Raw genomic sequence first — 228 nt, 5'->3', positions numbered from 1 at the left:
TAGAACCCGGTACCCTAAAACAGAGAATTGTTCAGATACTGGGTAGTACTTATAATGCCAAATTGGTAAGTGTTGGGGAGAAGACAGATTACATGAATATTTATGGCTTTGTAGGCAAACCTGAAACGGCGCGCAAAACCAGGGGCGACCAGTATTTTTTTGTAAATAACCGTTTTATTAAAAGTGCTTACCTGAATCATGCCGTTAATGCTGCATTTGATGAAATGA

1 protein-coding gene is annotated in these 228 nt (G+C 39.0%); it reads left to right on the top strand.

The features are described 5' to 3' along the window. Nucleotides 1-26: 26 nt before the first annotated feature. On the top strand, nucleotides 27-228 hold a 202-nt coding region (locus VJI94_RS09040; protein WP_416383691.1), incomplete at its 3' end, for a hypothetical protein.

Source organism: Parvimonas sp. D9 (assembly GCF_035282565.1).
In the GTDB taxonomy this organism is placed as follows: Bacteria; Bacillota; Clostridia; order Tissierellales; family Peptoniphilaceae; genus Parvimonas; species Parvimonas micra.
Note: the sequence above shows the minus strand (reverse complement) of the source record. Positions and strands in the feature narration are given on the sequence as shown.